11 protein-coding genes and 1 pseudogene are annotated in these 12,171 nt (G+C 72.6%); 7 read left to right on the forward strand and 5 right to left on the reverse strand.

Translation table 11 applies throughout. The features are described from left to right. Nucleotides 1-1,650, reverse strand: a 1,650-nt coding sequence (locus ACYU7G_RS17165; protein WP_461110054.1) for an MMPL family transporter, incomplete at its 3' end; no start/stop codon positions are given. A gap of 134 nt (nt 1,651-1,784) precedes the next feature. Here ACYU7G_RS17165 and ACYU7G_RS17170 point away from each other — a divergent pair. The 5 genes from ACYU7G_RS17170 to ACYU7G_RS17190 are packed head-to-tail and all read left to right on the forward strand — an operon-like array spanning nt 1,785 to nt 5,871. After that, a complete protein-coding gene (locus ACYU7G_RS17170) occupies nt 1,785-3,011 on the forward strand; it encodes a cytochrome P450 (RefSeq protein WP_461110055.1) in 1,227 nt (408 codons plus the stop codon). After that, nucleotides 3,011-3,343 carry a lycopene cyclase domain-containing protein gene (locus ACYU7G_RS17175; RefSeq protein ID WP_461110056.1) on the forward strand — a complete coding sequence of 111 codons (333 nt, stop codon included), beginning with the start codon at nt 3,011-3,013 and terminating at the stop codon, nt 3,341-3,343. The genes ACYU7G_RS17170 and ACYU7G_RS17175 overlap by 1 nt, the downstream gene beginning before the upstream one ends. Beyond that, nucleotides 3,336-3,647 (forward strand): lycopene cyclase domain-containing protein, encoded by a 312-nt coding sequence (locus ACYU7G_RS17180; RefSeq protein WP_461110057.1) that lies wholly within the window; start codon nt 3,336-3,338, stop codon nt 3,645-3,647. The genes ACYU7G_RS17175 and ACYU7G_RS17180 overlap by 8 nt, the downstream gene beginning before the upstream one ends. Continuing rightward, the gene (locus ACYU7G_RS17185) at nt 3,644-4,360 is read left to right on the forward strand and encodes a class I SAM-dependent methyltransferase (protein ID WP_461110058.1); all 717 of its coding nucleotides are present in this window, start codon (nt 3,644-3,646) and stop codon (nt 4,358-4,360) included. Before ACYU7G_RS17180 ends, ACYU7G_RS17185 begins: the two co-directional genes overlap by 4 nt. Then, the gene (locus tag ACYU7G_RS17190) at nt 4,357-5,871 is read left to right on the forward strand and encodes an FAD-dependent oxidoreductase (protein ID WP_461110059.1); all 1,515 of its coding nucleotides are present in this window, start codon (nt 4,357-4,359) and stop codon (nt 5,869-5,871) included. Before ACYU7G_RS17185 ends, ACYU7G_RS17190 begins: the two co-directional genes overlap by 4 nt. Here the strand turns inward: ACYU7G_RS17190 and ACYU7G_RS17195 are convergent. The 4 genes and pseudogenes from ACYU7G_RS17195 to idi all read right to left on the reverse strand — a co-directional run. After that, on the reverse strand, nt 5,849-6,724 hold the full coding sequence (locus tag ACYU7G_RS17195) for a phytoene/squalene synthase family protein (protein ID WP_461110060.1): 876 nt from the start codon (nt 6,722-6,724) through the stop codon (nt 5,849-5,851). The two genes, ACYU7G_RS17190 and ACYU7G_RS17195, sit on opposite strands and share 23 nt — an antisense overlap. Continuing rightward, nucleotides 6,721-8,244, reverse strand: coding sequence for a phytoene desaturase family protein (gene crtI / locus ACYU7G_RS17200; protein ID WP_461110061.1), 1,524 nt, complete (start codon nt 8,242-8,244; stop codon nt 6,721-6,723). The genes ACYU7G_RS17195 and crtI overlap by 4 nt, the downstream gene beginning before the upstream one ends. Further along, the gene (locus tag ACYU7G_RS17205) at nt 8,241-9,206 is read right to left on the reverse strand and encodes a polyprenyl synthetase family protein (RefSeq protein ID WP_461110064.1); all 966 of its coding nucleotides are present in this window, start codon (nt 9,204-9,206) and stop codon (nt 8,241-8,243) included. Before ACYU7G_RS17205 ends, crtI begins: the two co-directional genes overlap by 4 nt. Nucleotides 9,207-9,359: 153 nt before the next feature. Then, nucleotides 9,360-9,899, reverse strand: a pseudogene (idi, locus tag ACYU7G_RS17210) (isopentenyl-diphosphate Delta-isomerase); the annotation flags it as partial. Nucleotides 9,900-10,048: 149 nt separating this feature from the next. On the opposite strand from idi, the gene ACYU7G_RS17215 reads away from it, so the two are divergent. Continuing rightward, nucleotides 10,049-10,909, forward strand: coding sequence for a MerR family transcriptional regulator (locus tag ACYU7G_RS17215; protein WP_461110062.1), 861 nt, complete (start codon nt 10,049-10,051; stop codon nt 10,907-10,909). A 42-nt stretch (nt 10,910-10,951) separates the two neighbouring features. Next, the gene (locus ACYU7G_RS17220; RefSeq protein WP_461110063.1) at nt 10,952-11,467 is read left to right on the forward strand and encodes a DUF6553 family protein; all 516 of its coding nucleotides are present in this window, start codon (nt 10,952-10,954) and stop codon (nt 11,465-11,467) included. Nucleotides 11,468-12,171: the final 704 nt, after the last annotated feature.

The raw sequence follows: 12,171 nt of genomic DNA on the forward strand, positions 1-12,171 counted from the left end.
GGAGGTGTCGTTGGTGTCGATCGCCACCGCCGTCGTGCCCCCGATCAGCGCCGTGCCGTCCAGTTCGACGCGGAGGTCCCGCACCACGGTCTCGGCCTCGGCGCTGTCCGCGGGATGCGCGAGCGTGGCCTGGAGCAGGACGTCACCCTCCCGCACGGTGGGCTCCGGCGCGGGGGTCCCGGGCGGCCCGAGGGGCTGGATTCCCTCCTCGGTCACGGGTGCCGAACCCGAGGGGCTGTCGGCCGCGAGCACGGCCACGGAGTCGACGCCGTCGGCGGCCAACAGCACGTCGGCCACCTCCTGCAGGTCGGCCTCGGCCACCAGCACGTTCGCCGGGTCACCCGAGCCGCCGGGGAAGTGCTCGGCCAGGGCCTGCTGCCCGTCACGGGCGTCCGAGGCACCGATCACCAACTCACTGGTGGCCACGCCGTCGGCCTTCAGGGTGGGAACGAAGGCGGCACCGACGGCGAGCAGCACGACGCACGCGATCCAGACCAGGCGGGGGCGGCGGGAGACCTTGCGTCCGATGGCGGCGTAGATGCCGCGGTGCACGGAGGCCTCAGCGTCGCGCTGCGGGTCGAACCTGGGGCGGCGGGGCCAGTAGGCCGCGCGGCCGAGCAGGAGCAGCATGGATGGGAGCAGGGTCAGAGCGGACAGCATCGCGAACCCGATGCCGATGGCGGCGACGGGACCCAAAGACTTGTTGGACGACAGGTCGCTGAACAGCAGGCACAACAGGCCCGCGATCACCGTGCCACCGGAGGCCAGGATCGGCTCCAGCGAACCGCGGATGGTCTTGCGCGTGGCCGCCATCCGGGACTCGTTGCGGCGCAGTTCCTCCTGGAACCGGGCCGTGTAGAGCAGCGCGTAGTCCGTGGCGGCACCGATGACGAGGATGAACAGGATGCCCTGCGTCTGGCCGTTGAGCGTGAGGATCCCCCACTTCGCGAGCCACCAGTTCACCAGCAGCGCCACGCACAACGCGAACACGCTGGTGGCGAGCACGAGGAACGGGAGCAGGAGGGAGCGGTAGACGATCAGCAGGATCACCAGCACCGCGCCGAGTGCCACCGCGAGCAGCAGCCCGTCGATGCCGCCGAACGCCTCGCCCAGGTCCGCGGAGAACCCGGCCGGCCCGGTGACGTGGGCGGCGACCCCCTCGGGGGCGCCGTCGGAGATCACGGTTCGCACCTCGGCGACTAGGTCCCCCAGCTCAGCTTCGGCGTCCAGCGGAATGAAGGCCTGGGCCGCGAGGCCGTCCTCGGAGGGGATCAGGGGTGAGAGGCTCTCCACGCCCGCGAGGTTGCCGAGCTCCTCCATGACGGCGGTCAGCTCGGCGAGCTGGGTCTCGGTGAGCTGGTCCTCGGAGGCGAACACGACGATCGCCGGGACCTGCTCGTCGCCGACGAAGTCGGTGAAGCGCTCCCCCACCAGCGTTGCGTCGGCGCTGGCGGGCAGGAACGCGGCCTGGTCGTTGGAGGCCACCTCGCCCACCTTGCCGAAGTACGGTCCGCCGATGCCGGCTCCCGCCAGCCACACGACGATGAGCGCCACGGGCAGCACGATCCGCAGCCACACCGGCGGCTTGCCCCCGGCGGCCCGGCGCGCACCTCCGCGGTGCGGTCCCGCCGCTTCTTCCTTCTCCAGCACAGTCTGCGAAAGCAGCTTTTGTCCAATGTTTGTCTAAGGTTGCTTCCTCGCACTGTAGACCTGGCCCGACACGCTTGTCCAATGTTTGTCGAATCTTTCTGTAGACTCTCGGGAGCACCCACCAGGAGGCAGGCATGGACGCAGCGGAGGCAGCGGGTCCCGGAGTCCGTCGCGCCCACAACCCGCGGGACACCGACGGCGCCGGCATCTCGCGCGAGCGAGGCATCTGGCGCATCCGCTCCGTGGCCGCCGCCCGGCAGGTGCTGCGCGAGCGCAACCGCACCACCCAGGCCGGCTTCACGGCCGAGCACATCCCCAAGGGCGTGCTGCGGCACCACCCGATCCTCATCTCCGACGGCCCCCTCCACGACGAGCAGCGGGCGAAGGTGGGTCGGTTCTTCGCCCCCAAGGTGGTCCGCGAGCACCACCTCCCCCACATCGAGGAGACCGCCGAACGGCTCCTGACCGGAACCGACGGCGCGGACGCCTTCGCGCTGGACGAACTGGCGCTGCGGTTCAGCGTCGAGGTCACCTCGCGGATCGTCGGACTCACCGAATCGCCCGTCGACGCGCGGGCCGCCCGGCTCGAGGCGTTCTTCCGGCAACCTCCCGTGGACATGTCCCGCCGGGACCTCGGGCGCACGCGGCGCCAGTGGATGCAGGCCGCGGGCCGGGCGCTGGGTCCCCTGCTGGGCTTCCACCTGCGCGACGTGCGCCCCGCCATCCGGGAGCGACGCAGGAACCCGCGCCCCGACGTCGTGAGCCACCTGATCGCGGAGGGGTACACGGACCTGGACATCCTGGTGGAGTGCGTCACCTACGGCACCGCCGGGATGGTCACCACCCGCGAGTTCATCACCATGGCCGCGTGGCACCTGCTCTCCGACGACGAACTTCGCGCCCACTACCTGGCGGCCCCCGAGGGCGAGCGCCACGCCGTGCTGAACGAGGTCATCCGACTGGAGCCCGTCGTCGGCCACCTCTACCGGCGCGCCACCGAGCCGTTCCCGGTCTCCGACGGCGAGCACCGGGTGGAGGTCGCCGCCGGCGACCTGTTGGATGTTTGCGTGCGCCACACCAACACCGAGGCGGCCACCGTCGGCGCCGAACCGTTCACCCTGCGGCCGGGCCGCGAGTTGCCGCGCGGCGTCGACCCGTCGGTGATGACGTTCGGCGACGGCGCCCACCGCTGCCCCGGCCAGCCGCTGGCGATCACCGAGACCGACGTCCTGCTCACTCGGCTGCTGGCCCGGCGGCCGGAGGTGCTGGCCGAGCCCGAACTGGGCTGGGACGACCTGATCGAGGGCTACCGACTCCGCGGCCTGGTGCTGCGCAACCGAGACTCCGGAGGAACCCGCTGATGGATCCCTACCAGTACCTGCTGCTGATGGCCGCGTGCGTGGCCATCACGCTGCCGCTCGAGTTCGTGCTCCGAGCCCGGGTCTACCGTCGGCCGTTGCGGCTGTTGCTGGCGATGCTCCCGGTGCTCGTGGTGTTCGTGGCGTGGGACGTGCTGGGGATCGTGCGGGACCACTGGACCTACAGCACTGAATTCACCACCGGGATCATGCTGGGCGTGCTGCCGCTGGAGGAGTTGGTGTTCTTCCTGGTCATCCCCGTTTGCGGACTGCTGAGCTACGAGGGCGTCGGCCACGTGCTGCGCCGCCTGAAGGGGGAGCGCGAGGATGCCTGAGTACACGCTGCTGACCCTGCTGGCGGTGCCCGCCGTCGTCGCCGTCGAACTGCTGTGGCTGCGCACCGGCGTGTTCCGCAAGCTGCAGTACTGGCTGGCCATGGCCATCGTCATGTTCTTCCAGGTGCTGGTGGACGGGTGGCTGACGAAGCTCTCGGACCCGATCGTGCTCTACAACCCCGAGCACCACGCGGGCATCCGGTTCCCGTGGGACATCCCGGTGGAGGACTTCGGCTTCGGCTGGGCCATGGTCACGCTCGTGATCGTGGTGTGGGTGCACCTGGGCCGCCGGGAGGCGAAGTGACCACGACGGCCGCGTTCGACAGGGGCGCCGCGCGCTACGACCTGATGGTCCGGCTCAACCCCGGCTACCACCGCGAACTGCGCCGCGCCGCCACCGCCCTGGCGGACCGGATCGACGGCGTCGCGGAACCGGACCTGCTGGACCTCGCCTGCGGTTCCGGGGCCTCCACCGCCGCCCTGCTGGGCGTGTTCCCGCAGGGCCGGGTGCTCGGGCTGGACGCCTCGCCCGGCATGCTCGCCGCGGCGCGCGCGAAGGACTGGCCCGAGCGGGTGGAGTTCGGCCGCGCCGTCGCCGGCGAACTGGACCTCGACGCCCTCGGCCGCGGCAGCCGCGACGGCGTGCTCACCTGTTACCTGTTCCGCAACGTCCCCGCGCAGGCCCGCGACCGCGCGGTGGGCGAAGTGTTCGAGTTGCTGCGGCCCGGCGGCACGCTGGTGGTGCAGGAGTACTCGGTGGCCGGTGACCGCGCCGCGCGACGCGTGTGGGACGCGGTATGCCACGCCGTGATCATCCCGCTGGGCGCCGTGCTGGACCAGAACCCGGGCCTCTACCGCTACCTGTGGCGCAGCGTCGTCGACTTCGACTCCGTGGACCGGTTCGCGGACCGCCTCGTCGCCGCGGGCTTCACCGACGTCGCCCACCGCACCGCCGCCGGCTGGCAGCGCGGCATCCTGCACACCTTCACCGCCCGCAAGCCCGAGGAGCGCCCATGACCGAGTTCCCCGGCCGGGACCGGCGCGCGGTCCGGCACCCGGGACCGCCCGGAGCGCCGCGCACCACCCGGGACCGGCACGTGGCCGTCGTCGGCGGGGGCATCGCGGGCCTGGCCGCCGCCACCGCGCTCGCCGAGCGCGGGGTCCGGGTCACCCTGCTGGAGTCCGACGACAGGCTCGGCGGCCGCGTATCCGCCTGGCCGCTGCCGGACGGCCGCACCATGAGCCGCGGCTTCCACGCGTTCTTCCGCCAGTACTACAACCTGCGTGCCCTGCTGCGCCGCGTGGACCCCGAACTGCGGCGCCTGGTCCCCGTCGAGGACTACCCGCTGCAGCGGCCGGACGGGCTGCGCGACTCCTTCACCGGCCTGGCCCGCACCCCGCCGTGGTCAGTGCTGCAGTTCGTGGCCCGCAGCCCCGCGTTCACGCTGCGCGGACTGGCCGGGGTGAACGTGCCGGCGGCCCTCGAACTGCTGCGGGTCCGCTTCCCCGGGACGTTCTCCGACTACGACGGCGAGTCCGCGGCGTCGTTCCTGGACCGGCTGCGCTTCCCCGCGGGGGCGCGGGACCTGGCCCTGGAGGTGTTCGCGCGCTCGTTCTTCGCGAACCCCACCGAGTTCGGCGCCGGTGAGCTGGTGGCGATGTTCCACACCTACTTCCTCGGCTCGGCCGAGGGCCTGCTGTTCGACGTGCCCGACGACGACTACGACCAGGCCCTGTGGCGCCCGCTGGGGCAACACCTCCACGGCCTGGGCGTCGACGTGCGCACCGGCTCCCGGGCCGACGGCATCGAGCTGGGCGACGACGGGGCCGTGGTCACGGTGGATGGCCGGCGGCTGGAGGCCGACGCCGTGGTGCTGGCCGCCGACCCGCGCGCGGCCCGGGCCCTGGTGGCGGACCTCCCCGGCGAGGGTCTCACCCCCTGGCGGGAGTCTGTGGCGGCCACGGTGAACGCCCCGCCGTTCGCGGTGGTTCGGTTGTGGCTGGACACCCCGGTGGCGCCGGAACGGCCCGCCTTCCTCGGCACCTCCGGCTACGGGCCGCTGGACAACGTCTCGGTGCTGGAGCGCTTCGAGGCCGGCGCGGCGCGGTGGGCCGAGGACAACGGCGGCTCCGTGGTGGAGCTGCACGCCTACGCGTGCGCCCCGGACACCGCCTCCGACGACGACGCCGCGGCCGAGGTGGTGGCCCGCCTGGAGGCCGAACTGCACCGGGTGTTCCCCGAGACCGCCGGGGCGGGCGTACTGGCGCGCGAGGTGCTGGTGCGAGACGACTGCACCCTCATCGGGCCCGACCGCTGGGGCGAGCGCCCCGGCGTGACGACGCCGTCGCCGCGGCTGGTGCTGGCGGGCGACTGGGTCCGCTGCGAGCTGCCGGTGGCGCTGATGGAACGGGCCGCGACGACGGGGCTCCTCGCGGCCAACGAGCTGCTCGGCGGTTGGGGGGTGGCGGGCCACGAAGTGTGGACGGTGCCCACCACCGGGTTGCTCAGGCGTCGAGCCCGACAGTGACGGCGCGCACGGCCACGCCGAGCTTCTCCCGGCGCGGCACCCGGATCCGGCCGGCGAAGACGTCGTAGTCGGCGGCCTCGATCCTGTCGAGGATGCGGCTGTAGAGCACCAGGGCTGTACCGACGCACCGCCGGGAGGCCGGCGGCAGCATCGCCAGGCCGGGGCGGGCGTCGTCGTAGAGTGCGCGGTTCCGGTCCACCTCATGGGCCATCAGCTCTCGCCACTGCGGGGTGACGCGGCGCAGCCACGGGTTGGCGCCGTGCCGCAGGAGGTCCTCCTGGGGCAGGTAGACGCGGCCGCGGTCCAGGTCCTCGGCGACGTCGCGCAGGAAGTTGGTGAGCTGGAACGCCTTGCCGAGTGCCCGGGCGGGTTCCCGGGCCTCCGGGGTGAGGGGTTCGAGGACGGGCAGCATCATCTCTCCGATGACGGCTGCGGAGCCCTCCATGTAGCCGTTGCTGAGCGAGTCCCACGTGGGCCAGACCTCCTGCACGAGGTCTGCGGCCATGGCGTCGAAGAAGCGCTCGAAGCACTCGGGGTCCGTGCCGCGGCGGCCGATGCTGTCGACGATGGCGGCCATCACCGGCTCGTCGCACCCGCCGGCCGCGAGGGCGTCGAAGAACCAGGCCCGGAACTGCGCGAGCCGCTCGGCCGGGGTGCCCTGCTGGGGGACGGCTAGGTCGACGCGCTCGGGCTCGTCGACGATGTCGTCGGCCAGCCGGCAGAGGGCGTAGACGGAGTAGACGTCGCGGCGTTGGTGGGGCGGCAGCAGCAGTGCGCCCCAGTAGTAGGTGGTGCCGTGGCGGCGCGTCAGTTCGGCGCAGCGCCGGTAGCCGGCCTCGAGCATGGCAGTCATCGGGTGACCTCCTCGACGCGTCGCGCCGCCAGCTTGCCGGAGATGAGGACCATCGGGATCCCCACTCCCGGGGTGGTGCCTGAGCCCGCGAACACCAGCCCCGGCACCGAGCGTTCCACGTTCCGGGGTCGGAAGGGGCCGGTTTGGGGAAAGGTGTGGGCCAGCGCGAACGGCGTCCCGGCGGCCATCCCCTGGCGCTGCCAGTCCAGCGGCGTGACCAGTTCCTCGGTGACGATCTGCAGCGGGTAGCCGGACTCGGCCAGCGAGCCGAGCATCCGCTCCCGCAGGCGAGGGGCCTCGCGCTCCCAGTCGATGCGGCCCACCTGGAGGTTCGGCACCGGCTCCAGCACGTAGAGGGCGTGGTGGCCCGCCGGTGCGGCACCGGCGTCGTCGATCGACGGCGCAGCGACGAAGCGGGACGGGTCCGCCATGGGCCGGCCCCGGTCCAGCAGGTCGGTGAAGGCGTCGTCCCAGGCCTGGCCGAAGTGGATGTTGTGGTGCCCCACCCCGGCCGGGAGCTCGCCGCGCACGCCCAGGTGCCACACGAGCGCGCTCGGGGAGTAGGTGCCGCCCCGGACGGTCCGCGGCGGCGCCACGTCGGGCAGCAGTTCGCGGTAGGCGGTGGGCAGGTCTGCGGTGACGACGACGGCGTCGCCCGGCACCCGGGTGCCGTCGGCGAGCCGGACCCCGGTGGTGGCGCCGTCGGGTCCCTGCTCGACGCGCTCGACGGTGGTGTCGTAGCTGAACTCCACTCCCGCCGCGGCGGCCGCGTCGGCCATGGCGCGCGGCACGGCGTGCATGCCGCCCTCGGGGAACCAGACGCCCTCGATCGAGTCCATGTAGGTGATCACGGCGTAGAGTGCCAGCGCCCGGGCCGGGGCCATGCCCGCGTACATCGCCTGGAAGCTGAACACCCGGTGGAGGCGCTCGTCGTCGAAGCGACGGCCCACGGCCCGGCCGAGGCGCCCGAAGCCGCCGAGCGCGACGAGGCGGGCCGCGGCCACGGGGTTGCGGAGCAGCCCGAGCGGGGAGTTGAAGTTCACGTCGATGAAGTTGGGGACCTCGACGTCGTTGAGCTTGGTGAGCCACGCGACGAAGCGGTCGAAGGCGGCCGCGTCCCGGGAGCCGCACTCGGCTGCGATCTCGGCCCGCATCAGCTCGTGGCCCGGGCGCACGCGCAGGCTGGAGCCGTCGGCGAAGAACGCGTGGTAGGCCGGGTCGAGGAGCTTCAGCTCGACGTGGTCGGCCACCGAGCTGCCGACGGCGGCGAATGCCTCCTCGAGCAGCGGCACCATGGTCAGGACGGTGGGGCCGGTGTCGAAGCGGAAGCCGTCCTTCTCGAGTGTGCCGTTGCGGCCGCCGGGGACCGATTCCCGTTCGAGCACGGTCACGCGGTGGCCCGCGCCGGCGAGGTGCATCGCGGCGGCCAGCCCGGAGAGCCCGGCGCCGACCACCACCACCCGGCGGGCCTCGGCGGCGTCGCGGGGGCGGGATGCGGCGGTGCGGCGGGGGCGGCTCACGCGTCCCTCCAGGCCATCTGCTCGGCGACCTCCCGGATGCCGGCGACCCCGTCGGCCACCAGCAGGTTCTCCTGCAGCCGGGCCGCGGCCCGGTCCACGGCGGCGCTGATCTGCGCCTCCAGTTCCCGGTCCACCCCGGCCTCCCGCATGGCTGCGGCCAGCGGGGCGACGTCGTCGGGGCCGAAGCCGGGTGTGCCGATGCGGGCCAGCAGGTCGGCCGCCCGGCCGGCGAGCTTGTCACCCGCGATGGCGAGCGCGACGGTGGCCTTCGCCTCCAGCAGGTCGTCGCTGCACGGCTTGCCGGTGACCGCCGGGTCACCCCAGATGCCCAGGTACTCGTCGCGCAGCGCGAAGCCCTCGCCGATGTCCTCACCGGCCTCGAGCAGTGCGGCGGTGACCGGGGCTGGGGCACCGGCTGCGACGGCGGCGAGCTGGAGCGGGCGCACCACGGTGTAACGGCCGGACTTCAGCCGGGCCACCTGCGCGGCGTGGGCCCGGTCGCGACGGCCGGAGGCGGCGCCGGTGAGGTCCGCCCGCTGACCCGCGATGAGTTCCAGGCACAGTTCGTACCAGAGGTCACGCATGCGGCTGGGGAGCCCGTCGACGAGGCGGTCCGCCACCGTGTGCGCGAGGTCCCCGAGGAGGATCGCGAGGTTGCGGCCGAACACCTCGGCGTCGCCCCGGGCGGCGGCGGCGCGGTGCCAGCGCTCGGCCTGCACGTGGGCGGAGGGACGGCCGCGGCGGCTCTCGGACTCGTCCATGACGTCGTCGTGGACCAGCGCGAACAGGTGCAGCGTCTCCAGCGCGGCGAGCGAGCGCACCAGGTGGCGGTGCGCGGCCGAGCCCAGCACGCCACCGGCCGCGACGAAGCCCCAGTGGGCGATCACCACGCGGAGCCGCTTGCCGCGCCCCACCAGCAGGTCAGCCAGCCAGCGGGGCAGGTCTTCGGGCAGGACGTCCACGCCGAGGTCACCGAGGTGGCCGCGCCACTGGGCGTCGAGGGCCTCGAGTTCCGCGGTGAGCAGCTCGTCGACCTCACGGACGGCGGCCGCGACGTCGAGGGCGGGGCGGCGCTCCAGGTTGGCCGCGCCGGGGTACGCGGACTCGATCAGGGGGACCTGGAGCGCCGCCCACGGGCTGTAGACGTTGGGGGTGGCTGAGATGGCGGTGGTGAGGTTGCCCCAGTCCACCCATTCCCACTCGGCCACCTCCGAGGGGTCAGGGCTGGGGGTCTCGTCGCTGACGAAGCCGGCGAAGACGGGGCAGAGTTCGTTCTCCACGATGCCGGAGGCGTCCACGGCGCGGTAGCGGAAGTCCGGCAGCAGGGGGACGAGCGGCCCGACGTGCAGGCCGAGCTCCTCGCGGATGCGGCGGCGCGCGGCGTCCTCCAACTCCTCCCCCGGCTTCGGGTGACCGCAGCACGAGTTGGTCCACACGCCCGGCCAGGTCAGCTTGGACAGGGCCCGGCGGGTGACCAGCACCTGGCCGGCGGCGTTGAACAGGTAGGTGGAGAACGCGAGGTGCAGCGGCGTCGCGTCGGTGTGCACGCCCATCCGGTCGGCGCGCCCGACGGGACGGCCGGCGTCGTCGACGAGCACCACCTCGTCTGCCGACTCGGCGCTGCCGGGCCGGTGGAATTGTTCGTGCGATGACACTGACATCTGGTTGTCCAATGTTTGTACAATGTTTCCAGAAGCCTAACCCCACTCCGGGTTCAAGGACAACCCGTTGTCCAAGGTTTGTCCAAGATTTGCTAGCGTGTGTCCCCGACAGCCACGGAGGGTGGCCAGAGACGAGGAACGGCGTGTACACCGTCAAGCAGGTGGCGTCACTCACAGGGGTGACTGAGGCGACCTTGCGCGCCTGGGAACGGCGCTACTCCGTCGTGGAACCCGCACGCTCCTCCGGTGGCTACCGCCTCTACGACGACGCCCAGCTCACCCTGCTGCGGGAGATGGCCTCGATGGTCAAGGGCGGGGTGCCGGCCTCCCGGGCGGCGGCCGCCCTGCGCGCTCAGCCGTCCCGCTCGGGCGGGCAGCGGGGCTCCCTGCCGGGCGACGACGAACTGGTGGCCGCGGCCGAGGCCCTGGACCCGGTGCGGCTGCGACGGGTGATCGACCAGGCGTTCGGGAGCGTGGGTTTCGAGGACCTGGCCGAGGGCTGGCTGCCCACGCAACTGCGGATCATCGGCGACGCCTGGGAGTCCGGCCGGCTCGACGTGTCCCAGGAGCACTTCGCCAGCGCCGGGCTGATGCGCGCCATCGCCGGCATCTACAGCTCCGCCGCCGAGCCCAACCCGGCGCAGACCGTGCTGGTGGGCCTGCCCCCCGGCGCGCGCCACGACCTGATGCTGCTCAGCTTCGCCGCCTGCCTGAAGCGGCTCGGCTCGGCCGTGGTCTACCTGGGCACGGACGTGCCCATCGGCTCCTGGCTGGCTGCTGCCGCGGAGGGGCGGCCACGCGCTGCCGTGCTGGGGGTGACCAACCCCGACGAGGTGCCGCCGGCGCAGGAGATCGTGGACCGGCTCGGGGAGGTGGTCCCGCCGCTGGCCGTGTGGGTGGGCGGCTCTTCGCGCGAGGGGGTCCGCGACGCCGAGTTCCTGCCCGACGAGGTGGCGCACGCCGCCGCCGTCGTCCATCGGGCACTGGTGACCGGCCGCAACTGAACCGGGCCGCCACGCCTCCCGGAGTCGTGACAGGATTGGGCCATGTCCGAGCACCCGAGCCCCTTGGAGGCGGTCCGCCGCGGCCCCAAGGGCAACGTCGACCGCTTCCTCGCCTTCTGGCTGAACATGCTGGTCGAGGGCAAGCAGCACGGCGGCGGCGGGGGCCAGATCCGCAAGTCGATCGAGAAGTTCCTCACGGACCCGGAGCTGGTGGCCGCGCGCGACGTCGTCGGTGACGCCACCTTCACCGCCGAACTCACCGACGCGGCCCAGACCTACTTCGACACCTGCCGCACCGACACCGGCTACACCACCACCATGTTCCGCACCCGCAAGCTGGAGCCGGAGCAGATCACGGCCAAGGCCGCCAAGGACGCCGCCTCGATGATCTCCGCGCTGGCGCGCAGCAACGCGCTGACCGGTTTCGCGCAGCGGTTGCCGGCCCTGGTGGCGCACGGGTTCACCGCGACGTTCGGCGAGGAGGCGGAGCCGGCGCTGCGCGCGGCGGTGGGCAAGGACCCGGCCGCGGCGCAGATCGCACCGCTGATCTGGGACTGAGGCGGGCGAGCGCGGATCGGCGCCCTTCGAGGCTCGCTGCCGCTCGCACCTCAGGGCGACTGGGTGGGCGCCCTTCGAATCTCAGGGCGACTGGGCCGCAGGAAAGAATCGGCCGGACCACCTCATACGTGGTCCGGGCTCACGCCCCATTCCACTGGTACGCGAGCCGGATGGCGGGTAGCGACACGCCCGGACATGGGCGGAGGCCTGATCAAGTATGAGTTGATCAGGCCTCCTGGGTGACCAGTGAGGGGGCGACCCCGCTGGTCTGGAAGGACATCCGGTTCCACCTCCGCTCGCATCGCTCTGCGAGGTCCGCGGACTCGGCCGCGAACTGGAGGTCGGTAGGACCTTTCCTTCCGGTTGCGATGGGGAGAGCGAACTCCGAATCGAGGGCGGCTACCTGTCAATCGTCCCGCTTCGCTGCAGGGCCCTCAGGACACGTGGTCCCTCGGCAATGGACGCTGGTTGGCCTCCTCGACACTTCCCTTGCGGGTTGTGTGTACAGAGATTTCTACCGTACCCAAACCCGTTCCCGCAAGGGTTTCCGCAGAACTTCTCCAAAGACCGTTGTCGCCACGGCGTGTCGGACTTGACGACGGCACGGAAGTCAGTCGCGGGCCCGTCGCGGCTTCACGAAGTCGGGCTGGAGCTTGTTGGGCCACCAGATCCGACGGCCCACGTCCAGCCCCAGCGCCGGCACC

It is taken from the genome of Tessaracoccus terricola, from assembly GCF_054776555.1.

Coding starts and splice junctions, on each gene's coding strand:
- ACYU7G_RS17190 (WP_461110059.1), top strand. CDS start 4,357: ATGACCGAGTTCCCCGGCCGGGACCGGCGCGCGGTCCGGCACCCGGGA.
- ACYU7G_RS17180 (WP_461110057.1), top strand. CDS start 3,336: ATGCCTGAGTACACGCTGCTGACCCTGCTGGCGGTGCCCGCCGTCGTC.
- ACYU7G_RS17175 (WP_461110056.1), top strand. CDS start 3,011: ATGGATCCCTACCAGTACCTGCTGCTGATGGCCGCGTGCGTGGCCATC.
- ACYU7G_RS17195 (WP_461110060.1), bottom strand. CDS start 6,724: ATGACTGCCATGCTCGAGGCCGGCTACCGGCGCTGCGCCGAACTGACG.
- ACYU7G_RS17170 (WP_461110055.1), top strand. CDS start 1,785: ATGGACGCAGCGGAGGCAGCGGGTCCCGGAGTCCGTCGCGCCCACAAC.
- ACYU7G_RS17220 (WP_461110063.1), top strand. CDS start 10,952: ATGTCCGAGCACCCGAGCCCCTTGGAGGCGGTCCGCCGCGGCCCCAAG.